Raw genomic sequence first — 20,584 nt, forward strand, 5'->3', positions numbered from 1 at the left:
CCCCCGCACGCTCAGACGGCCGCCCCGGTCCTGATCTCCTTCCACAGGCCCGGCAGCTCCGCCTCCGCGTCCGCCGCCAGCGCCTCTTCCCGGCCGTGGAGCAGGCCGTAGGTGAAGGTGTTCTCCCCCGCCGCGTGCGCCACCGCGGACAGCTCGCGCAGGGTGTGGCGGGCCATGACGCTGTCCTGGTGTTCACCGAGCAGTTTGGTCAGGGCCTTCATGGACTTGGCCAGGGAGCGGGCGGGGCCGCCGAGGGCGGGGACGGCCGCCTCGGCCGCGTACCGGGTGCGCTTGCCCTTCTTGCGGGCCTCGTGGACGGCGACGTCGCGTTCCTCGCCGGGCGGCAGGTCCAGGGCCTCGGTGACCAGGCGGGAGACCTTGGCGAGGTCCTTTCGTACGGCCTTGGCGAGGACCTTCCCGGGCTTTCCGGCGGCGTTCTTCCGGAGCGGCGGGTCGGCGAGCAGGGCGTCCAGGGTGTCCAGCAGGGCCAGGTAGCGGGCGGAGTCCAGGATGCCGAGGAGCCGGCCGCGGGCGCTGCCGTGCCGGGCGCCCGCCCAGGTGGTGAACCGCTTGCGTACGGGTCCGTGGACCAGCGCGGGCGGAAGGGCGTCGAGGGCGGTCGTCAGGCGCTCGGCGAGGACCTCCTGGTCGCGGTCGAGGCCCAGCTCGCCCGCCAGCCACTTCAGCTCGACGGCGACCGCGTCGGTGACGGCGGGATCGAGGACCTTGCCGAAGGTGCGCAGGGTGCTGCGCAGGCGGCGGGTGGCCACGCGCATCTGGTGGACGGAGTCCGGGACGTCGCGGCGGACTCCAGGGTCGTACTCGAGAATCTTCTCGCGCTGCTCGCGCACATAGGCGAGAACGTGGTCGCCGGCGGTCACCGGCTTGGCCCGGCGGCCGGATCCGTGCCGGGTGCCACCGGTCTGCTCCAGTGCCCGGGCCAGCTTGGACGGCGACTTCGACGGCCGTACGCCCGCCTTGCGCAGCCGCTTGTCCACCCGGTCCAGGAGAGCCGGTTCGGCACCGTCCGCCAGCTCCACCTCGATCTCCGTCCACTGGGCGCTGCCACCCCTGCCGATGAGCCGGTCGGCGGTCACGGTGTCGACGCTCGCCTCAGCCAGCAGGGTTCCGCCGGCGTCCACGAGGTGGCGTACGTCGCGGGCGGAGCGGAGCCGGACGATGGGGACCAGCTCGGCGCCGCGGACCCGGGAGCGGACCAGTGCGGCGATCTCGGTGGGGACGGTGTCGGAGAGCGGGGCCCGGATCTCGTCGCGGATTCCGGGGGCGACCGGGAACTTCAGGTGCCAGCCGGCGTCGGTGCCGCCGGTGCGGCGGCGCAGCGTGAGGGACGCGGCGGTCAGGCGCTGGTCGGCGGTGTCGTAGTAGATGGCGTCCAGTTCGACCAGGCCCCTGTCGAGCACGTCCGTCACCCCGCCGACGCCGGTCAGGTCGGGCAGCCCGCTGTCGTCGGATTCGTACTTGCGCTCGATCTCGCGTTTCGTATCCGCCATGCCTCCGAATCTAGTGGGACATGGCTCCGCACGGCAGAGGGCGCCCCCGCTTCCGGCCCGTCCGCCGACCGTTCTCGACGGCGGCGCGGGCCACCGGAGGCGTCCCTGACGGCGCGGGCCACCGGAGGCGTCCCTGACGGCGGCCGGACCGCCGGAGGCCTACGCCGACATGGGGCGCTGCACCTTGATCGACTGCAACAGCCCGATCGCCATCCAGACCGCGAACATCGACGAGCCTCCGTACGACACGAAAGGCAGCGGGAGGCCGGTGACCGGCATGATGCCGAGCGTCATGCCGATGTTCTCGAAGGACTGGAAGGCGAACCAGGCGACGATGCCGGCCGCGACGGTCGTCCCGTACAGCTCGGTCGAGTCACGCGCTATCCGGCAGGCCCGCCACAGGACGACCCCGAGCAGGAAGATGATCAGGCCGGCGCCGAGGAAGCCCAGTTCCTCCCCCGCGACCGTGAAGACGAAGTCCGTCTGCTGCTCGGGCACGAACTGGCCGGTGGTCTGCGAGCCGTGGAAGAGCCCGGACCCGGTCAGCCCGCCGGAGCCGATGGCGATGCGGGCCTGGTTGGTGTTGTAGCCGACGCCCGCCGGGTCCAGTTCGGGGTTGGCGAAGGCCGCGAAGCGGTTGATCTGGTACTCGTCCAGGATGTGCAGCTGCCAGATGGCGATGCAGCCGATCACGCCCGCGGTGAGCAGGCCGAAGACCCAGCGGTTGGAGGCGCCGGAGGCGAGCAGCACGCCCAGGATGATCGCCACCATGGCCAGCACCGAGCCGAGGTCGGGCATGAGCAGCAGGATCATGATCGGTACCGACGCCAGGCACAGCGACTGGAACACCGTCCGGTGGTCCGGGTACGGCTTGTCGCCCGCGTCCACCCGCGCGGCCAGCATCATCGCCATGCCCAGGATGATCGACACCTTGAGGAACTCGGCGGGCTGGAGCGAGAAGCCGCCGATGACCAGCCAGTTGCGCTGGCCGTTGATCGTCGCGCCGAGCGGGGTGAGGACCACCAGGGCGAGGAGCACCGACAGTCCGTAGAGGATCGGCACCACGTTGCGCAGGGCCCGGTGGCCGAGCCAGAGCGTGCCGATCATCAGGGCGATCCCGATGCCGAGGTTCATCAGGTGCCGGACCAGGAAGAAGTACGGGTCGCCCTGGTTCAGCTCGGTGCGGTTGCGGGTCGCCGAGAACACCAGCAGCGAGCCCAGCAGGGACAGGGCGGTGGCCGCGAACAGGATGGGCCAGTCCAGCCGGCGGGTCAGCGAGTCGCGGGCGAAGATCCTGGTCCAGCCGGCCCGCTCGGGGCCGTACCCGGAGACGGAGAAGCTGTTCGCGCCGGTCATGAGGGCATCCTCCGGCTTCCCCTCCTGCGGGAACGTCTGCGGGTGTCACGGTTGCCCGTGCCGGGCGGGGCCGTGGTGGCCGGTGGCTGCTGGGCGTCGCCGTTGGTGGTGTTGTCCTTCTGGGCGGCCTCGACGTCCTTGGCCGGGTCGCCGGCGACCTTGGGGTCGACGATGGTGCCGTCCGTGCGGACCTTCGGCAGGCTCGTCTGCGGCTGCGGCAGCAGCGCCTTCTTGCCGTCGATGGAGCCGTCGCCCTTGACGCCGTAGAGCGCGCTGTAGATGTTGCGCACGGCCTCACCTGAGGCTCCGGAACCCGTACCGGCCTGGGCGATCGTCATGATCACCGTGTAGTCCTTGGAGTAGGTGGCCAGCCAGGAGGTGGTCTGCTTGCCGTAGACCTCGGCCGTACCGGTCTTGGCGTGCAGCGGGATCTTGTCCTGGGGCCAGCCGCCGAACTTCCAGGCGGCCGTACCGCGGGTGATGACGCCGGCGAAGGCGTCGTCCATGCCCTTCAGGGTGGCCTGGCTGACCGGCAGCTTCCCGGTCTTCTTCGGCTTGATCGGGGTGACGGTCCGGCCGTCCGCGCTGATGATCGCCTTGCCGATGGTCGGCTGGTACATCGTGCCGCCGTTGGCGACGGCGCCGTAGATCACGGCCTCCTGGATCGGGGTGACGAGGGTGTCGCCCTGGCCGATGGAGTAGTTGATCGAGTCGCCCTCACGCATCTTGTTGCCTTCGAGGCAGTTCTCGTACGCGATCTTCTCGACGTAGGAGCCGTCCTTCTTGCCGGACTTGCACCAGGCGTCCTTGTTGGCCTTCCAGTAGTCCAGCTTCCACTGGCGGTCGGGGACGCGGCCGGTGACCTCGTTGGGCAGGTCGATGCCGGTCTCCCTGCCGAGGCCGAACTGGTGGGCGGTCTTGTAGAAGTAGTCCTTCGGCCGGCCCTTCTTGGGGTTGATGCCGCCGTCCTTCTTCCACTCCCTGTCCGCGAGGCCGTAGAAGACGGTGTCGCAGGAGACCTCCAGCGCCCGGCCCAGCGAGATCGGGCCGAAGCTCTCTCCCTCGAAGTTCTTGAAGACCTGACCGCCGACGGAGTACGAGCTGGTGCACGGGTAGCCGCCGTCCCACGGGTAGCCGGCCTGGACCGCGGCGGCCGTGGAGACCACCTTGAAGGTCGAGCCGGGCGCGGCCTGACCCTGTATGGCCCTGTTGAGCAGGGGGTAGTCGGAGTTCTTGCCGGTGAGGGTCTTGTAGTCCTTCGCGGAGATGCCGCCGACCCACACGTTCGGGTCGTAGGTCGGGGCGGAGGCCATGGCGACCACGCGGCCGGTCTTGGCCTCCATCACGACGACGGCGCCGGAGTCGGCCTTGTAGTTCTCGCCGGTGATCTTGTCGAACTGCTGGCGGGCGATCTTCATCGCCTTGTCCAGTTCGTACTCCGCGACCCGCTGTACCCGGGAGTCGATGCTGGTGACCAGGTTGGAACCGGGCTCGGCGGCGTCCGACTCGGCCTTGCCGATGACCCGGCCCAGGTTGTCCACCTCGTAGCGCGTCACACCGGCCTTGCCGCGCAGCATCTTGTCGTACGTGCGCTCGATGCCGGAGCGGCCGACCATGTCGGAGCGCAGGTAGGGCGAGTCGGTGTCCTTGGCCTGCTGGATCTCCGAGTCGGTGACGGGCGAGAGATAGCCGAGCACCTGCGAGGTGTTGGACTTGCCGGGGGCCGGGTAGCGGCGCACCGCCTCGGGCTCGGCGGTGATGCCGGGGAAGTCCTCGGAGCGTTCGCGGATCTGCAGGGCCTGCTTGGCCGTCGCCTCGTCGGTGATCGGGATCGGCTGGTAGGGCGAGCCGTTCCAGCAGGGCTGAGGGGTCTTGGCGTCGCACAGCCGGACCCGCTGCTCGACGTCCTCGGGCTTCAGGCGCAGGACACCGGCCAGCTTGGCGAGGACGGCCTTGCCGTCGTCCGGCTGCTTGAGCAGGTCGGTGCGGGAGGCGGAGACGACCAGGCGGGTCTCGTTGTCCGCGAGCGGGACGCCTCGGGCGTCCAGGATGTCGCCGCGCACGGCGGGGTCCACGACCTGCTGGACGTGGTTGCCGGACGCCTCCTTCTGGTAGGCGGCGCCCTCGCGGATCTGCAGGTACCACAACCGGCCGCCGAGCGTGCCGAGGAGGGAGAGGACGAGGATCTGGATGACGACGAGCCGGATCTGGACCCGTGGGGTCCGACCGGTCTCGGGGATGTTGGTCACTGCGGCTGTCTCCCCCTCTCAGTGCACGGATGTGCCGGACGCGCCGGCGTGTACGAATGATGAACGGTCAGGCTGTGAACGCGCGTTCCGCGAAAGCCGCCCCGTTCGGGTGAACCCTCCGGCCGTCACAGCCGCTTGACCCCCTTGATGCGGCCGACCCGGGCGGAACGGGTGCGGGCCCTGGCCTTCAGCGCGCCGAATCCGCCGCGCTGGCTGCCGATGCGCAGGCCGGTGCCGGAGGAGAGCCATCCGGAGGAGATGTCCCCGGACTTGGCGGCGGGGCCGGACTCGGCGAGCGGGTCGTTGTCGGCCCGGCGCGCCAGCCACATGATGGCGGGCACCACGAACGGGGCGAGCAGCAGGTCGTACAGGGCCGCCGAGATCAGCAGGCCGGGCAGGCCGACATGGCGGGCGGCGGTGTCGCCGACGAGGGCGCCGACACCGGCGTAGAGCAGGGTGGAGCCGACGGCGGCGGCGACCACGACGGCCATCGGGCCGGTCGCGGACTTCAGGCGGCCGTTCTCCGGTTTGATGAGCCCGGCGAAGTACCCGATGACACAGAGCACGAGGGCGTAGCGGCCGGCGGCGTGGTCGGCGGGCGGCGCCAGGTCCGCGAGGAGTCCCGCGCCGAAGCCGACGAGAGCGCCGCCGACATGGCCGTACACCATGGCGAGGCCGAGGACGGTGAGCAGCAGCAGGTCGGGGACGGCACCCGGCAGGTGCAGGCGGGCGAGGACGCTCACCTGGATCACCAGGGCCACGACGACCAGAGCGCTGGAGAGCAGGATCCGGTTGAGACGCATGGGGAAGTCAGCTCCTACTGCTGCTCTTGCTGCTGGTCGTCCTGCTGGCCGTCGGGCGCGCCCGCCGAGGGGGTCACCGTGACGGTCACCGTCGGCGTCGGGACGGGCTTCGGCTTGGTCGGGAGCACGGTGTCCCGCGGGTCCTTGCGCGGGCCCTCGACGACCACACCGACGACGTCCAGCTTGGTGAAGCTGACGTACGGGGTGACGTAGAGGGTGCGGGTGAGGCCGCCGCCGGAGGGGTCGACGCGGGAGATGACGCCGACCGGGACACCGGGCACGAACGGCTTGTCGGCCTGCGAGCCGAAGGTGATGAGCCGGTCGCCCTTCTTCACCTCCGCCTTGCCGTTGAGCAGTTCGACGCGCAGCGGGCGGTCGCCCTGCCCGGAGGCGAAGCCGAGTTCGTCGCTGCCCTCCATGCGGGTGCCTACGGTGAAGTCGGGGTCGTTGGCGAGGAGCACGGTGGCGGTGTCCGGGCCGACGGTGGTGACGCGGCCGACCAGCCCGTCGCCGTTCAGCACGGTCATGTCGCGCTTGAGCCCGTCATCGGCGCCGGCGTCGATGGTGATGGTCCAGGAGAACCCCTGCGCCGATCCGATGGCGATGACCTGGGCGCCCTTGATGCCGTACTGGCCCGCGCCGGCGATCTTCAGCATCTTGTCGAACTGCTTCAGGCGGCTGCGGTTGCGGTCGTCGCTGCCGAGCTTCGCCTTCAGGGCCGCGTTCTCCTTCTCCAGGACCGCGAGGCGGTCGTGGCGGCTGCCGGAGTCCCGGATCGCCGAGACGGCGTTGCCGACCGGGTCGACCGCCGAGGACAGTCCGTTCTCGACCGGGCCGAACACCGTGGCCGCGGCCTGCCGGGCACCGTCGACCGGGGAGTTCCGGCCCCCTCGGATGTCCACCGTGATCAGCGCGAACGCGATGGCGATCAGCAGAACCAGGAGCAGCCGGCTCTCTTTCGTGTCCCTCACGTGCGGCGGCCGTGCCCTTCCTCAAGTAGGAATTCGGCGGGCCTCGGGAGGACGCGCATGTGGTGCCGCGCGAACCGAAGAGGCCCATTCGGGGGAGCTTATGCCTCTATATCAACGATCCGCCGCACGAGAGGAGAACGTCTCGTACGGCGGAATCGAAGAGTTACGTCATCTGCGCGGCTGGGCGTCCAGGACCTGCTGCAGCGCCTCGAACTCCTCGACGCACTTGCCGGAGCCGAGCGCCACGCTGTCCAACGGGTCCTCGGCGATGTGGATCGGCATGCCGGTCTCCCGCCGCAGCCGCTCGTCGAGCCCGCGCAGCAGGGCTCCGCCGCCGGTCAGAACGATTCCTCGGTCCATGATGTCGCCGGACAGCTCCGGCGGGCACTTGTCGAGGGTGGTCTTGACCGCGTCGACGATGGCGTTGACCGGCTCCTCGATGGCCTTGCGGACCTCGGCGGCCGAGATGACGACGGTCTTCGGCAGCCCGGACACCAGGTCCCGGCCGCGGACTTCGGTGTGCTCGTCGGCGTCGAGCTCGTACGCCGAACCGATCGTGATCTTGATCTGTTCCGCCGTGCGCTCACCCAGCAGAAGGCTGTACTCCTTCTTGATGTACTGGATGATCGCGTTGTCCAGTTCGTCGCCGGCGACACGAATGGACTGGGCGGTGACGATGCCGCCGAGCGAGATGACCGCGACCTCCGTGGTGCCGCCGCCGATGTCCACCACCATGTTGCCGGTGGCCTCGTGGACCGGCAGGCCGGAGCCGATGGCGGCCGCCATGGGCTCCTCGATGATGTGTACCTGGCGGGCGCCGGCCTGGGAGGACGCCTCGATGACCGCGCGGCGCTCGACCCCCGTGATGCCCGAGGGCACGCAGACGACGACCCGCGGGCGCGCCAGATACCGCCGCTTGTGGATCTTCAGGATGAAGTAGCGGAGCATCCGCTCGGTGATCTCGAAGTCGGCGATCACACCGTCCTTCAGCGGCCGCACGGCGACGATGTTGCCCGGCGTCCGGCCGATCATCTTCTTCGCTTCGGCACCGACCGCGAGGATCCCACCCGTGTTGGTGTTGATCGCGACGACGGACGGTTCGTTGAGTACGATCCCGCGACCCCTGACGTACACCAGCGTGTTGGCGGTCCCGAGGTCGACAGCCATGTCACGGCCGATGAACGACATTGAGTTCCCCATCCGGATTCATCTGGCCTTCCTGAGCTTTTGAGGGCATATCAGGTCGGCGAGGCGGGTGCTGTGACGTGAAGGCTTCCATCGTAAACGCGCCTGCACGAACACTGCGCGAGGGTCTCCGCCATTGTCACCAGATGGCGGGCCGCCCCGCTTGTGGAGACGGTCCATCGGAGGCAGACGTTCCCCCGATCGGCAAGGCATATGCCAAAGGACGGCCGAAAACGTGCGACCGTCCCTGGTCAGGCAGTGCGGGCCGAACTGACGCCCGCTCAGGAGAATCGGCGAGAAAACGACTCGCCGCGGCTCACGCCCGGCCCGGGAAGAAGATCTTCACCTCGCGCTCGGCGGACTCCTCGGAGTCGGAGGCGTGGACCAGGTTCTCGCGGACGATCACACCGTAGTCGCCACGGATCGAACCGGGGGCGGCGGCGATCGGGTCGGTCGGGCCGGCCAGCTGGCGCACGCCCTCGACGACCCGCTCACCTTCGACGATCAGGGCGACGACCGGGCCGGTGGTCATGAACTCGACCAGCGGCTCGTAGAAGGGCTTGCCGACGTGCTCGGCGTAGTGCTGCTCCAGCGTGGCCCGGTCCAGCGTGCGCAGCTCCAGCGCGGTGATCTGCCAGCCGGACTTGCGCTCGATACGGCTGATGATCTCGCCGGTCAGGCCGCGACGGACGGCGTCGGGCTTGAGGAGGACGAGGGTGCGCTGGCTCACGGAGGGGCTCCTTCTTACAGACGTCTGCGGTGGTGGCACGAGGCTACAGGGCGTGTCGGGGCGCCCGTCACGCAGCGTCAGGTGTGGAGGAGCCGGCCTCCGCCTGCGCGGCGAATCTGGCCTTGGCCTCGTCCACCTTCCGCCCGAAGTGCACGGACGCCCACCACAGCGCCGCGAAGATCGCGCCCATGAAGTACATGGTCGGGATGACGACGCCGGAGGCGATCAGCGCGATCTGCAGGGCCCAGCCCAGGGCCACCCCGCCCGGGCGCGTCACCATGCCGCACAGCAGCAGGCACAGCAGCATGGCGATGCCGCTGACCAGCCACACCGTCGAGGTGGACAGGTCCGGGTCCTTCATGGCGACGAGTCCGGCGAACCCGATGATGAAGAACTCGCCGATGAGTGTCGATGCACAGAGCGTACGCACGGGAGAATCTCAGCCCTTCCCCAGCAGCAGCCGGGCCTCGCCGACGGTGATGACGGATCCGGTGACGAGTACGCCACCGCCCGCGAACTCGCCCTCCTCCTCGGCCAGCGTGATCGCCGCCTCCAGCGCGTCGGGCAGCCGCGGCTCGACCTGCACCCGCTCCTCGCCGAACACCTCGACGGCGATCGCGGCCAGCGCGTCCGCGTCCATGGCGCGGTGGCTGGAGTTCTGGGTGACGACGACCTCGGCGAAGATCGGCTCGAAGGCCTCCAGCAGCCCGCGCACGTTCTTGTCGCCGCTCGCGCCGACCACGCCGATCAGCCGGGTGAAGTCGAACGCCTCGCGCACGGCCTCCGCGGTGGCCGCGGCGCCCGCCGGGTTGTGAGCCGCGTCCAGCACGACCGTCGGCGAGCGCCGTACGATCTCCAGCCGGCCCGGTGAGGACGCGGCCGCGAAGGCCTTGCGGACGGTGTCGGCGTCCAGCGGCTCCGCGCGCTGCGCGCCGACGCCGAAGAACGCCTCGACGGCGGCGAGCGCCACGGCCGCGTTGTGCGCCTGGTGTGCGCCGTGCAGCGGGAGGTACACCTCGGGGTACTCGCCGCCGAGGCCGCGCAGCGTGAGCAGCTGCCCGCCGACGGCGACCTGCCGGGCCACCACGCCGAACTCCAGGCCCTCACGGGCGACGGTGGCGTCCACCTCGACGGCCTTCTTCAGCAGCACCTGCGCCGCGTCCACCGGCTGCTGGGCCAGGATGACGGTCGCGTCCTGCTTGATGATGCCGCTCTTCTCGGTGGCGATCTCCGCGTGCGTCTCGCCGAGCCGGTCGGTGTGGTCCAGGTCGATCGGGGTGACCACGGCGACGTCGCCGTCGATCACGTTGGTGGCGTCCCAGGAGCCGCCCATGCCGACCTCGACGACGGCGACGTCGACCGGGGCGTCGGCGAAGGCCGCGTACGCCATGCCGGTGAGCACCTCGAAGAAGGACAGCCGGTACTCCTGGGCGGAGTCCACCATCTCCACGTAGGGCTTGATGTCCTGGTACGTCTCGATGAACCGCTCGGCGGTGATCGGCGCGCCGTCCAGGCTGATCCGCTCGGTGATCGACTGCACGTGGGGGCTGGTGTAGCGGCCGGTGCGCAGCTCGAAGGCGCCGAGCAGGGCCTCGATCATGCGGGCGGTGGAGGTCTTGCCGTTCGTGCCGGTGATGTGGATGGACGGGTACGAGCGCTGCGGCTCGCCGAGGACGTCCATCAGCGCGGAGATCCTGCTGACCGAGGGCTCCAGCTTGGTCTCGCCCCAGCGGCCGGCCAGTTCCGTCTCGACCTCGCGCAGGGCCCGGTCGATCTCCGGGTCCTCGGGGCGCCCGGGTACGTCGGCGTGCGGGGTGCCGCCCTGTGTACGCAGGGTGCGGCTGCCGGCCTCGATCACCGCGAGGTCGGGGTCGCGGGTGGTCTCCTCGGCGATGATCTCCTCGAAGCTGTCGAGGGGGTCGGGCTGGTCGTCTTCGTGCGGGAGGTCGCTCACGGGGCCAGTCTACGGAGCGGTGCGGGGGTGTGCGGCGCCGGTCGGGGGTGGCTGGTCTCGCCGGGCGGGGGTGGCTGGTCTCGCCAGGCCGGGGTGGCTGGTCTCGCCAGGCCGGGGTGGCTGGTCTCGCCAGGCGGAGGTGGCTGGTCTCGCCAGGCGGAGGTGGCTGGTCACGCCAGGCCGGGGTGGCTGGTCACGCCAGGCCGGGGTGGCTGGTCTCGCCAGGCCGGGGTGGCTGGTCTCGCCAGGCGGGTGCGGGTGCGTCGTGGACGGTCGCGCGGTTCCCCGCGCCCCTGAGGGGGCCAAGGCATGCAGGGCGGGTGCGGGTGGGTCGTGGACGGTCGCGCGGTTGCCCGCGCCCCTGGGCCGGGTGGGGGTGTGCGGAGGCCCCGGAGCCTTGGGGGTCCGGGGCCTTCGTCGGTGCGGTTACGCCTGGGGCAGGTTGTCCAGCTGGGACTGGAGGCGGGTGATGTCCTCGTCCGCCTTGGTGAGGCGGGTGCGGATCTTGTCCACCACGTTCTCCGGGGCCTTGGCCAGGAACGCCTCGTTGCCGAGCTTGGCCGTGGCCTGGGCCTTCTCCTTCTCCGCCGCGGCGAGGTCCTTCGCGAGCCGCTTGCGCTCCGCGGCCACGTCGATCGTGCCGGAGAGGTCCAGGGCGACCTCCGCGCCGCCGACCGGGAGGGTGGCCGTCGCGGTGAAGGCCTCGCCCTCCGGCTGCAGGCGCAGCAGCTGGCGGATGGCCGCCTCGTGCGGGACCAGCGGCGTGCCGTCCAGGGTCAGCCGGGCCGGAACCCGCTGGCCGGGCTGCAGCCCCTGGTCGGCGCGGAAGCGGCGGACCTCGGTGATGACGGACTGCAGGGTCTCGATCTCGCGCTCGGCGCCGGCGTCCCGGAAGCCGCTGTCCGTCGGCCACTCGGCGATGACGACCGACTCGCCGCCCGTGAGGGTGGTCCACAGGGTCTCGGTGACGAACGGGACCACCGGGTGCAGCAGCTTCAGCGTGACGTCCAGGACCTCGCCCAGGACGCGCTTGCTCGCCTCGGCCGCCGCACCGCCCGCCTGGAACGTCGTCTTGGACAGCTCGACGTACCAGTCGAAGACCTCGTCCCACGCGAAGTGGAAGAGGGCGTCGGACAGCTTGGCGAACTGGTAGTCCTCGTAGTACGCGTCGACCTCGGCGATGACCGAGTTGAGGCGGGAGAGGATCCAGCGGTCGGCCGCCGACATCGCCGCCGGCTCCGGCAGCGGGCCGTCCACCGTGGCGCCGTTCATCAGCGCGAACCGGGTGGCGTTCCAGATCTTGTTGGCGAAGTTGCGGGAGCCCTGGACCCACTCCTCGCCGATCGGGACGTCGACGCCCGGGTTGGCGCCGCGGGCCAGGGTGAAGCGCAGGGCGTCGGAGCCGTACCTGTCCATCCAGTCCAGCGGGTTGACCGCGTTGCCGAAGGACTTCGACATCTTCTTGCCGAACTGGTCGCGGACCATGCCGTGCAGGGCGATGGTGTGGAACGGCGGGGTGCCGTCCATCGCGTACAGGCCGAACATCATCATCCGGGCGACCCAGAAGAAGAGGATGTCGTAGCCGGTGACCAGGACGGAGTTCGGGTAGAACTTCGCGAGCGACTCGGTCTGTTCGGGCCAGCCCAGGGTGGAGAAGGGCCACAGGCCGGAGGAGAACCAGGTGTCGAGGACGTCGGTGTCCTGGTGCCAGCCCTCGCCGGTGGGGGCCTCCTCGTCGGGGCCGACGCAGACGACCTCGCCGTTCGGCCCGTACCAGACCGGGATGCGGTGGCCCCACCACAACTGGCGCGAGATGCACCAGTCGTGGAGGTTGTCGACCCAGTCGAAGTACCGCTTCTCCATCTCCTGGGGGTGGATCTTGACCTTGCCGTCGCGGACGGCGTCACCGGCCGCCTTGGCCAGCGGGCCGACCTTGACCCACCACTGCATGGACAGGCGGGGCTCGACGGTGGTCTTGCAGCGCGAGCAGTGGCCGACGGAGTGGACGTAGGGCCGCTTCTCGGCGACGATCCGGCCCTCGGCGCGCAGCGCGGCGACGATGGCGGAGCGCGCCTCCAGGCGGTCCATGCCCTGGAAGGGGCCGTGGACGGTGATGACCGCGTGCTCGTCCATCACGGTGATGGCGGGCAGGTCGTGCCGCCGGCCGATCTCGAAGTCGTTCGGGTCGTGGGCCGGGGTGACCTTGACGGCGCCGGTGCCGAACTCCGGGTCGACGTGCTCGTCGGCGACGACCGGGATGGAGCGGTCGGTCAGCGGGAGCCTGATGAGCTTGCCGATCAGGTGCCGGTAGCGCTCGTCGTCGGGGTGGACGGCGACGGCGGTGTCACCGAGCATCGTCTCGGCACGGGTGGTGGCGACGACGATGGCGTCGTCCCCGTCGCCGTACTTCATGGAGACCAGCTCGCCGTCGTCGTCCTGGTACTCGACCTCGATGTCCGAGATCGCCGTCAGACAGCGGGGGCACCAGTTGATGATGCGTTCGGCGCGGTAGATCAGCTCGTCGTCGAAGAGCCGCTTGAAGATGGTCTGGACGGCCTGGGAGAGGCCCTCGTCCATGGTGAAGCGCTCCCGGGACCAGGCGACGCCGTCGCCGAGGCGGCGCATCTGGCCGCTGATCTGGCCGCCGGACTCGCCCTTCCACTGCCAGACGCGCTCGATGAAGGCCTCCCGCCCCAGGTCGTGGCGGGACTTGCCCTCCTTGCCCAGCTCGCGCTCGACGACGTTCTGCGTGGCGATGCCGGCGTGGTCCATGCCGGGCTGCCACAGCGTCTCGTAGCCCTGCATGCGCTTGCGGCGGACCAGGGCGTCGATGAGGGTGTGCTCGAAGGCGTGGCCCAGGTGGAGCGAGCCCGTGACGTTCGGCGGCGGGATGACGATCGTGTACGGCGGCTTGTCGCTCTTCGCGTCCGCCTCGAAGTACCCCCGCTCCACCCAGCGCTCGTACAGCGGCCCCTCTACATCGGCCGGCGCGTACTGGGTCGGCAGTTCGTTCTCGGGCGCGGGTGGCTGCTGCTGAGCGTTCTCGGTCACGGGGGTCAGTTTAGAGGTGTCACGCGGTGGTCCCGAAACGCGTTTGTTCTGTAACGGTGAGCCCCCCGGTGGCCGGGGATTGCGGGGCCTGGGCCAGGATGTCAGGAACACATAAGCATTCAAGGGGGATCCCAGGAATGAGCAACAATCAGCCGGGCCCGTACGGCGGCGCGCCCCAGCAGCCGGGTCCGTACGGCCAGCAGGGGCAGCCCGGACCGCACGGCCAGCAGGGCCCCTACGGCCAGGCGGGCCCCTACGGCCAGCAGCCGCAGGCTCCGCAGCCCGGCTACGGCTACCCCCAGCAGGCGCCCCCCACCCCGCCGCAGCCGGGTTACGGCTACCCCCAGCAGGCTCCGCCGGCCGCGCCGCAGGGCTACGGCTATCCGCAGCAGGGCGGCCCGCAGCAGCCCTACGGCATGCCGCAGCAGCCGCAGCCGGCCGGCGGGAAGAAGAAGACCGGCCTGATCATCGGCACGGTCGCGGTGGTGGCCGCCCTCGCGGTGGGCGCCTACTTCGTGATCGGCGGCAGCGGCACGGACGTCGCCGACGACGGCCCGCACAAGCTGACGACGCCTGCGACGGTCCTGACGGAGTACACCCGGGGCGAGACCGACAGCGGCACGATGAAGAAGGACGACCTCAAGGACGCCGAGAAGTGGGGCGTGCACGGGCCGCACGACGTCAGCGCGCAGTACAAGTCCGGAGACAAGAGCAACCCGCTGAGTCAGAAGATGATCCAGTTCGGCGGCGTCTACGGCACGATCGACGACCCCGAGAAGACCGTCGACGCCATGTTCGCCTACATGAAGACCGAGTCCCAGAAGGACAGTGACGGCAAGGACGTCACCCTCAAGGACGAGCCGAAGACGTACCAGCCGGCCGGGCTCGACGGCGCGGTCCTCAAGTGCCAGCAGGCTCAGGCCCCGACCGGCCAGAGCACCGGCGGGCCCAAGGACGTGACGATGACGATCTGCATCTGGGGCGACCACAGCACTCTCGGCATGGTCATGCCGATGGAGATAGCCAGCCTCGCCGCGGGCCGCAGCAGCGACCCGGCGGCCGACGCGGAACTCGCCGCCAAGTTCCGCAAAGAGGTCCGCGTCAAGGCCTGACGCCCAGGAGCATCCCCAGGCACGGGAGGCGGCTCGCCGACGGCGGGCCGCCTCCGCCATCACTGCGTGATCAGTGGCCTCCAGGAACCGCCGGAACGATGGCCTGACCGGACGGCCCAGCGGTCGACACGCCGACGGGCAGGTACCCCGTGCTGGGTACCTGCCCGTCGGCGTCGAGATGATCAGGCGGTCTTCTGCTCCCCGGATCCCCGTCCCCGCGCGTCCCGCGGGATCAGGGTCGGGTTGACGTTGGAGAGGACCACGTCGGCGGTGATGACGACGCGGGCGACGTCCTTGCGGGACGGGACCTCGTACATCACGCCCTGGAGGACCTCCTCCATGATGGCGCGCAGGCCGCGCGCGCCGGTCTGGCGGAGGATGGCCTGGTCGGCGATGGCCTCCAGCGCCTCGCGCTCGAAGTCCAGTTCAACGCCGTCGAGTTCGAACAGCCGCTGGTACTGCTTGACCAGTGCGTTGCGGGGCTCGACCAGGATCTTCAGCAGGGCCTCGCGGTCCAGGTTGTGGACGCTCGTGATCACCGGGAGGCGGCCGATGAACTCGGGGATCATGCCGAACTTGACCAGGTCCTCCGGCATGACGTCCTCGAAGACGTCCTTGGCCTCCAGCTCGCGCTTGGACAGGATCGTCGCGCCGAAGCCGATGCCCTTGGCGCCGGCCCGGGACTCGATGATCTTCTCCAGGCCCGCGAAGGCGCCGCCCACGATGAACAGGACGTTCGTCGTGTCGATCTGGATGAACTCCTGGTGGGGGTGCTTGCGGCCGCCCTGGGGCGGCACCGAGGCCGTGGTGCCCTCCAGGATCTTCAGCAGGGCCTGCTGCACGCCCTCGCCGCTGACGTCCCTGGTGATCGACGGGTTTTCGCTCTTACGGGCCACCTTGTCGATCTCGTCGATGTAGATGATGCCCGTCTCGGCCTTCTTGACGTCGTAGTCGGCCGCCTGGATGAGCTTCAGGAGGATGTTCTCGACGTCCTCGCCGACGTAACCCGCCTCGGTGAGCGCCGTGGCGTCGGCGATCGCGAAGGGGACGTTCAGCATGCGCGCCAGGGTCTGCGCGAGGAGGGTCTTGCCGGAGCCCGTGGGGCCCAGCAGGAGGATGTTGGACTTCGCCAGCTCGATGGCGTCGTCACGGCCGGTCCCGCCGCCGTTCTCGCCCGCCTGGACCCGCTTGTAGTGGTTGTACACCGCGACGGAGAGCGCCTTCTTGGCCGCTTCCTGGCCGACCACGTAGCCCTCGAGGAACTCGTAGATCTCGCGGGGCTTCGGCAGCTCCTCCCAGCGGACCTCGCTGGTCTCGGCGAGCTCTTCCTCGATGATCTCGTTGCAGAGGTCGATGCATTCGTCGCAGATGTACACACCGGGCCCTGCGATGAGCTTCTTGACCTGCTTCTGGCTCTTGCCGCAGAACGAGCACTTGAGCAGATCGCCGCCGTCACCGATGCGTGCCACGGTGTGCTTCCCCTTCGCCTGGGAGACGCCTGGACACGGAGGTCCAGCGGCTCCTGGTGCTGCCTTATGTCCGACGGTACCTTGCCGGGCCCGGTGTTCGGGCCCCCCTTGGCAGGGTTCACTTTGCCGTGCACCGTGCCAAGAGGGGCGAAAAGTACGTCCTCCGGGGTCAGCGGACCTCGGAGTTGTTCAGCTTGCGGGTGGAGATGATCTGGTCGACGAGGCCGTACTGCAGCGCCTCCTCGGCCGTGAGGATCTTGTCGCGCTCGATGTCCTCGCGGATCTTCTCCAGCGGCTGGTTCGAGTGCTTCGCCAGCATGTCCTCCAGCTGCTCACGCATCCGGGTGAACTCCTTGGCGATGATCTCCAGGTCGGAGAGCTGACCGCGGCCCGTGGAACCGGCCGGCTGGTGGATCAGCACGCGGGAGTTCGGCAGCGCCATGCGCTTGCCCGGGGTGCCGGCGGCGAGCAGGATGGCCGCGGCGGAGGCCGCCTGGCCCATGCAGACCGTCTGGATGTCGGGCTTCACGAACTGCATGGTGTCGTAGATCGCCGTCAGGGCGGTCATGTCGCCACCGGGGCTGTTGATGTAGATCGAGATGTCCCGGTCCGGGTCCATCGACTCCAGGCACAGCAGCTGCGCCATGACGTCGTTGGCGGAGGCGTCGTCGATCTGGACACCCAGGAAGATCACGCGCTCCTCGAAGAGCTTCGCGTACGGGTCGTACTCGCGGATGCCCTGGGAGGTGCGCTCGACGAAGCGCGGGATGACATAACGGCTGTCGGGCCGGGGCCCTTCGTACATGCCGCTGGCGGCGCCGGGGAAGTTGCTCATGGGGTGTTCACCGTCCTGGTGGCGTTCTGGGGGCTTCGGTCTCGGTGCGTGGCGTGGCCGGGCCGGTCAGGCTCCGGTGCCGCCGCCTCCCGGAACACCCGAGGCGTGCGTGATGATCTCGTCGATGAGACCGTACTCCTTGGCCTCTTCCGGGGTGAACCAGCGGTCGCGGTCGCCGTCGCGGATGATCGCCTCGACCGTCTGGCCGGAGTGCTGGGCGGTCAGCTCGGACATGCGCCTCTTGGTGCGCAGCAGGTACTCGGCCTGGATCTTGATGTCCGAGACGGTACCGCCGAGGCCCGCGGAGCCCTGGTGCATCATGATGTCCGCGTGCGGCAGGGCGAAGCGCTTGCCCGCGGCGCCGCCGGTCAGCAGGAACTGGCCCATCGAGGCCGCCATGCCCATGGCGATGGTGACCACGTCGTTCGGGATGTACTGCATGGTGTCGTAGATCGCCATGCCGGCCGTCACCGAGCCGCCGGGGCTGTTGATGTAGAGGTAGATGTCCTTGTCCGGATCGGCGGCAAGGAGCAGCAGCTGCGCGGTGATCTTGTTGGCGATGTCGTCGTCGACCTGCTGGCCGAGGAAGATGATCCGCTCGCCGAGCAGCCGGTTGTAGACCTGGTCGCCGAGGCCACCACCGATGGAAGGCTCGCCGGCGGCTGAGGGCATCAGATTCGTCACGTATCCACCTGCTCGTCTTACGACGGCGCCGGGCCGTCTCACGTCGTCCTGCCGGAGGCTTGGCGGGGGTTTCAGAAGACTCCCCTGCCCCCGTATTCATGGACCCTAACGCTCAGGCCCCTCCGGGGAATCCCGGAGATGGGAGTGTTCGCCGGGGGCGTAGCGCTCACGCGGGGGCCGGTGCGGTCCGCGAGGGGGGGTGCGGGGTGGTGCAGGGCCGCGGGTGCACGGGGTGATCGCCGGGCCGCGGGTGCACAGGGTGATCGCCGGGCCGCGGGTGCACGGGGTGGGTCGCGCGGGTGCGTGTCGTCCCCGGCCGGGCCGGGGACCCCCCGGGGACGACACGGGCCCCCGGGAGAGAGATCTCCCGGGGGCCCGTCGTGCGCGCGTCAGGGGCGCCGCGGGACCGCTCAGCCCTCGGCGTTCTCCTCGGAGGTCTCCGACGCCTCGGCGGCCTCGGTCTCCTCCTCCTCGTCGTCCAGGTCGATGACCTCGCCGTTGGTGTCCTTCACCGTGGCGGCCTCGACCACGACGGCCAGGGCCTTGCCACGGGCGACCTCGCCGACCAGGAGCGGCACCTGGCCGCCCTCGACGACGGCCTGGGCGAACTGGTCCGGGGACATGCCGGAGGAGGCCGCACGCCGCATGAGGTGCTCGGTGAGCTCCTCCTGGTTGACGTTGAGGTTCTCCTTCTTGACCAGCTCGTCGAGGACGAACTGGGTCTTGATGCCCTTGACCGCGGCCTCACGGGTCTCGGTCTCGAACTCCTCGGCGGTCTTGCCCTGGATCTCCAGGTACTTGTCGAGGGTGAGACCCATCTGGCCGAGCTGGTGGTGCTCCAGGTTGTGCTTGCGGGTGTTGACCTCGTCCTCGAGCAGCTTCTCGGGGACCGGGACCTCGACCAGCTCGAGGAGCTTCTCCAGGACGCGCTCCTGGGCCTGGGTGGCCTGGTCGAACTGCTTCATGTTCGCGAGGCGCTTGCGGCTGTCGGCCTTCAGCTCGTCCAGCGTGTCGAACTCGGAGGCGAGCTGCGCGAACTCGTCGTCCAGCTCGGGCAGTTCACGGGCGGCGACCTGGGAGACCTTGACGGTGACCTCGGCCTCCTTGCCCGCGGCGGAGCCGCCCTTCAGCTCGGAGGTGAAGGTGGCCTCCTCGCCGGCGGACTTGCCCTTGACGGCGTCGTCGATGCCGTCCAGCAGCTCGCCGGAGCCGATGGTGTAGGAGACGCCGTCGGCGACGCCGTCCTCGAGGACCTCGCCCTCGACCTTGGCCTCGAGGTCGAGGGTGACGACGTCGCCGTCCTCGGCGGCACGCTCGACCGGGGAGGTGGAGGCGAAGCGCTCGCGCAGCTGCTCGACCGACTTCTCGACGTCCTCGTCGGTGACCTCGACGGCGTCGACCTCGACCTCGATGCCGGAGTAGTCCGGGATCTCCAGGGCGGGGCGGATGTCGACCTCGGCGGTGAAGTTCAGCGTCTCGCCGTCCTTCAGCTCCGTGATGTCGACCTCGGGCTGGCCCAGCGGGTTCAGCTCGGCCTCGTTGACCGCCTCGGTGTAGAACTTCGGCAGCGCGTCGTTGACGGCCTCCTCGAGCACCGCACCGCGGCCGAACCGCTGGTCGATGACGCGGGCCGGGATCTTGCCCTTACGGAAGCCCTTCACCGTGACCTGCTGGTTGATCTTCTTGTACGCCGCGTCGAGGCTGTCCTTGAGCTCCTCGAAGGGCACCTCGACAGTGAGCCGAACCCGGGTCGGGTTCAGGGTCTCCACGGCGCTCTTCACGGTTCGGTCTCCTTGTGGCTGACTTCTCGGGTTCTACCGGAACCTGACAGGTCCGGCGGATCTAGCCGCCCGGAGGAGTACATGGCCGTGAGGGCCGGGACACACGGGCGACCAGCTTGCATAGTAACCGCAGCCGGTCAGCGCCCCAAAAGGCGATCATCACGACATCATGATCCGGTGGTCGGGGTGGCGGGATTTGAACCCACGGCCTTCCGCTCCCAAAGCGGACGCGCTACCAAGCTGCGCCACACCCCGTCTGGTGCGACACGTAGGGTACATGCCCCGGCCCGGTACGGCGGCTCTTACCGGCGGCGGCGGCCGGGCGCGACGTGGCGCGTGCCGCGCCTTAGGCAACACGTTCGCCTCCGTGGCGGGCGACCCGCTACGATGCACTCCAGTGCCGCGGTCACGGACCTGCGACGCACTGTTGCGGGCGTAGCTCAATGGTAGAGCACTAGTCTTCCAAACTAGCTACGCGGGTTCGATTCCCGTCGCCCGCTCCGGACGCCGAAGGCCCAGGTGAGAGGTTGCCTCCCCACCTGGGCCTTCTGCTGTCCCGGACGGTCATCGTGCGCGTGTCATGCGGCGCGCGCGTGCCGTGTCGCCGCGCGCCGACACGGGGAGCGGTTCGCCGGCGCGGACCCGGCGGGGTCAGAAGCTGATCGAGTTGATGGACTCCGCTATCGAGTTCAGGAACCGGTTGATGGACGGCGCCATGCCGGTCGAGGCGAGGAAGAAGCCGAAGAGGATCGCGACGATCGCGGGGCCGGCCTTGATGCTCCCCCCTCGGATCAGCACCACCAGGATGATCGCCAACAGCAGCACCACGGACAGTGAAATGGCCACACTGATCACACCCTCGGTCGGTCCGCTCTCCCGGCCCGGAGGTACGG

The 20,584-nt window shown here is 69.7% G+C and carries 16 protein-coding genes and 2 tRNA genes; 2 read left to right on the forward strand and 16 right to left on the reverse strand.

The features are described 5' to 3' along the window. Positions 1-11 precede the first annotated feature (11 nt). From ACGFT2_RS19780 to ACGFT2_RS19825, 10 genes are all read right to left on the reverse strand, one after another. Positions 12-1,511 (reverse strand): CHAD domain-containing protein, encoded by a 1,500-nt coding sequence (locus tag ACGFT2_RS19780; protein WP_393279698.1) that lies wholly within the window; start codon positions 1,509-1,511, stop codon positions 12-14. A gap of 159 nt (positions 1,512-1,670) precedes the next feature. Next, positions 1,671-2,867, reverse strand: a complete 1,197-nt coding sequence (gene rodA, locus ACGFT2_RS19785) for a rod shape-determining protein RodA (protein WP_393279700.1) — start codon at positions 2,865-2,867, stop codon at positions 1,671-1,673. Then, the gene (mrdA, locus tag ACGFT2_RS19790; RefSeq protein WP_393279703.1) at positions 2,864-5,116 is read right to left on the reverse strand and encodes a penicillin-binding protein 2; all 2,253 of its coding nucleotides are present in this window, start codon (positions 5,114-5,116) and stop codon (positions 2,864-2,866) included. Before mrdA ends, rodA begins: the two co-directional genes overlap by 4 nt. Positions 5,117-5,241: 125 nt before the next feature. Further along, positions 5,242-5,919 (reverse strand): rod shape-determining protein MreD, encoded by a 678-nt coding sequence (gene mreD / locus ACGFT2_RS19795; protein WP_393279706.1) that lies wholly within the window; start codon positions 5,917-5,919, stop codon positions 5,242-5,244. 14 nt (positions 5,920-5,933) lie between these two features. After that, complete coding sequence (gene mreC, locus ACGFT2_RS19800) at positions 5,934-6,890, reverse strand: rod shape-determining protein MreC (protein ID WP_393279709.1); 957 nt, start codon at positions 6,888-6,890, stop codon at positions 5,934-5,936. A 168-nt stretch (positions 6,891-7,058) separates the two neighbouring features. After that, on the reverse strand, positions 7,059-8,078 hold the full coding sequence (locus tag ACGFT2_RS19805; protein WP_116151120.1) for a rod shape-determining protein: 1,020 nt from the start codon (positions 8,076-8,078) through the stop codon (positions 7,059-7,061). 313 nt (positions 8,079-8,391) lie between these two features. After that, positions 8,392-8,805, reverse strand: coding sequence for a nucleoside-diphosphate kinase (gene ndk / locus ACGFT2_RS19810; RefSeq protein ID WP_393279714.1), 414 nt, complete (start codon positions 8,803-8,805; stop codon positions 8,392-8,394). Positions 8,806-8,872: 67 nt separating this feature from the next. Then, a complete protein-coding gene (locus ACGFT2_RS19815) occupies positions 8,873-9,235 on the reverse strand; it encodes a DUF4233 domain-containing protein (protein ID WP_393279716.1) in 363 nt (120 codons plus the stop codon). Between the two features lie 9 nt (positions 9,236-9,244). Then, the gene (locus ACGFT2_RS19820; RefSeq protein WP_393279719.1) at positions 9,245-10,759 is read right to left on the reverse strand and encodes a bifunctional folylpolyglutamate synthase/dihydrofolate synthase; all 1,515 of its coding nucleotides are present in this window, start codon (positions 10,757-10,759) and stop codon (positions 9,245-9,247) included. Between the two features lie 426 nt (positions 10,760-11,185). Then, positions 11,186-13,810 carry a valine--tRNA ligase gene (locus ACGFT2_RS19825; RefSeq protein WP_393279723.1) on the reverse strand — a complete coding sequence of 875 codons (2,625 nt, stop codon included), beginning with the start codon at positions 13,808-13,810 and terminating at the stop codon, positions 11,186-11,188. Positions 13,811-13,947: 137 nt separating this feature from the next. Here ACGFT2_RS19825 and ACGFT2_RS19830 point away from each other — a divergent pair, with 137 nt between their 5' ends. Next, positions 13,948-14,922, forward strand: a complete 975-nt coding sequence (locus ACGFT2_RS19830; protein WP_393279726.1) for a hypothetical protein — start codon at positions 13,948-13,950, stop codon at positions 14,920-14,922. 182 nt (positions 14,923-15,104) lie between these two features. On the opposite strand, the gene clpX is transcribed toward ACGFT2_RS19830, so the two are convergent. The 5 genes from clpX to ACGFT2_RS19855 all read right to left on the reverse strand — a co-directional run bounded on the left by clpX (position 15,105) and on the right by ACGFT2_RS19855 (position 19,946). Continuing rightward, positions 15,105-16,391, reverse strand: coding sequence for an ATP-dependent Clp protease ATP-binding subunit ClpX (gene clpX / locus ACGFT2_RS19835; RefSeq protein WP_393279729.1), 1,287 nt, complete (start codon positions 16,389-16,391; stop codon positions 15,105-15,107). A 169-nt stretch (positions 16,392-16,560) separates the two neighbouring features. Next, the gene (locus ACGFT2_RS19840; RefSeq protein WP_393279731.1) at positions 16,561-17,226 is read right to left on the reverse strand and encodes an ATP-dependent Clp protease proteolytic subunit; all 666 of its coding nucleotides are present in this window, start codon (positions 17,224-17,226) and stop codon (positions 16,561-16,563) included. Positions 17,227-17,292: 66 nt separating this feature from the next. After that, positions 17,293-17,898: an ATP-dependent Clp protease proteolytic subunit gene (locus ACGFT2_RS19845; protein ID WP_393280045.1), complete on the reverse strand. Its 606-nt coding sequence runs from the start codon at positions 17,896-17,898 to the stop codon at positions 17,293-17,295. A 422-nt stretch (positions 17,899-18,320) separates the two neighbouring features. Beyond that, positions 18,321-19,691, reverse strand: a complete 1,371-nt coding sequence (gene tig / locus ACGFT2_RS19850) for a trigger factor (RefSeq protein ID WP_393279733.1) — start codon at positions 19,689-19,691, stop codon at positions 18,321-18,323. 178 nt (positions 19,692-19,869) lie between these two features. After that, a tRNA-Pro gene (locus ACGFT2_RS19855) sits at positions 19,870-19,946 on the reverse strand. Between the two features lie 174 nt (positions 19,947-20,120). Here ACGFT2_RS19855 and ACGFT2_RS19860 point away from each other — a divergent pair. Next, positions 20,121-20,191 (forward strand) — tRNA-Gly (locus ACGFT2_RS19860). A gap of 151 nt (positions 20,192-20,342) precedes the next feature. On the opposite strand, the gene ACGFT2_RS19865 is transcribed toward ACGFT2_RS19860, so the two are convergent. Continuing rightward, the gene (locus ACGFT2_RS19865) at positions 20,343-20,537 is read right to left on the reverse strand and encodes a hypothetical protein (RefSeq protein ID WP_393279735.1); all 195 of its coding nucleotides are present in this window, start codon (positions 20,535-20,537) and stop codon (positions 20,343-20,345) included. Positions 20,538-20,584: the final 47 nt, after the last annotated feature.

The organism is Streptomyces sp. NPDC048514, assembly GCF_043199955.1.
Lineage (GTDB): Bacteria > Actinomycetota > Actinomycetes > Streptomycetales > Streptomycetaceae > Streptomyces.

Coding starts and splice junctions, on each gene's coding strand:
- ACGFT2_RS19780 (WP_393279698.1), bottom strand. CDS start 1,511: ATGGCGGATACGAAACGCGAGATCGAGCGCAAGTACGAATCCGACGAC.
- rodA (WP_393279700.1), bottom strand. CDS start 2,867: ATGACCGGCGCGAACAGCTTCTCCGTCTCCGGGTACGGCCCCGAGCGG.
- mreD (WP_393279706.1), bottom strand. CDS start 5,919: ATGCGTCTCAACCGGATCCTGCTCTCCAGCGCTCTGGTCGTCGTGGCC.
- ACGFT2_RS19805 (WP_116151120.1), bottom strand. CDS start 8,078: ATGTCGTTCATCGGCCGTGACATGGCTGTCGACCTCGGGACCGCCAAC.
- ACGFT2_RS19830 (WP_393279726.1), top strand. CDS start 13,948: ATGAGCAACAATCAGCCGGGCCCGTACGGCGGCGCGCCCCAGCAGCCG.
- ACGFT2_RS19840 (WP_393279731.1), bottom strand. CDS start 17,226: ATGAGCAACTTCCCCGGCGCCGCCAGCGGCATGTACGAAGGGCCCCGG.
- ACGFT2_RS19845 (WP_393280045.1), bottom strand. CDS start 17,898: ATGCCCTCAGCCGCCGGCGAGCCTTCCATCGGTGGTGGCCTCGGCGAC.